We start from the raw sequence: 1,167 nt of genomic DNA on the forward strand, positions 1-1,167 counted from the left end.
AAGCCGAAGATTATCTTACTGTTAATCCAGCTCAATCTATTACTATTTTAGAAAACCTCACAGGGTTACAACTCATGCCGCCAGAATTATTTATCCGCTGGCACCTTATCTATGCCCGTACAGCAGTACCTACAAGTCACTATGACGAGCTTTATACATCGATTGACGCAATATTTCAGCATCATCAAACTGATTATTTCAAACAAAAACTGACCACCATTATGAGTGCCTTAGGAATATGGCTTCGCCATGCAGAATATTTAGACGATGCCCAGTACTCATTTAAATGTGCTTACAAATATGCGCAAAACGATCGTCAACGCTTAACACTCACCAACAGTATGGCATTGGTTGCTCGCTCGCAAGATAACTTTGCAAAAGCGCGTGCCTTGTACCTTGATAGCCATAAAATCACCACACAATTACAGCTTCCCAATGTAACTGCACTGATAGAGAGTAACTTAGGTTATTTAGCCCTGGATGAGGGCAACATACCCGAAGCTGAGCGCTATTTTAGAAGTGCATTAAGTAATAACCAAAACATTGATAAACGCGCGGGGCAAATCTCAACCGGACTTAATTTATTAATGGTTTTTTTGATTCAAGAGCAGCAAATTAATTTTGAGCGACTCTATAGCCCAACGGCCACATTAACCCATGCCTTTCCCAACGAAGCGAAACAAGCATTACTTTTTTGGCTTGAAATAGGCTACAAAAATTTGACTGGGGGTTTTATAAGCCAAAAAGACAAACAACAGTTACAAACTGCGTATGAGCAATTAGAAAGCGATAAAATGAAACAACTAGTCGCGCGCTATTTAGCCAACAAGCTAGATATAGCTGTAACCTTACCCGCCCCTATTGTCGCTAAGGACTTTACCAGCCCTTGGTTTGAGCTGGTAAAGCAATGTGATTGGAAACGCTAAGACTCGATTTAGTCCTTAGCCTATATAAGGCTATACCCCTCTAAAATAAATACTTTAATACTCTCACATCAACTTTCTCTTACTTTCTTTTTTAAAACCAAGCTGCTGTGAATATTAACTTTAATTTAAAAAAGTGACATTTTTAAGCTGCAAAATTAGCCAACCCTAGTGAATTTATAATAAGGTAGTCAGGCATACTTGAAAGTTAGCAATTAATATTAAGGACTAATATGACAAAAAC

At 38.4% G+C, this 1,167-nt stretch carries 1 protein-coding gene; it reads left to right on the forward strand.

The features are described from left to right. A partial coding sequence (locus AC3WVG_RS12135; RefSeq protein WP_488798377.1) for a tetratricopeptide repeat protein occupies nucleotides 1-926 on the forward strand: 926 nt, incomplete at its 5' end. Nucleotides 927-1,167 lie beyond the last annotated feature (241 nt).

The organism is Desulfovulcanus sp., assembly GCF_982781345.1.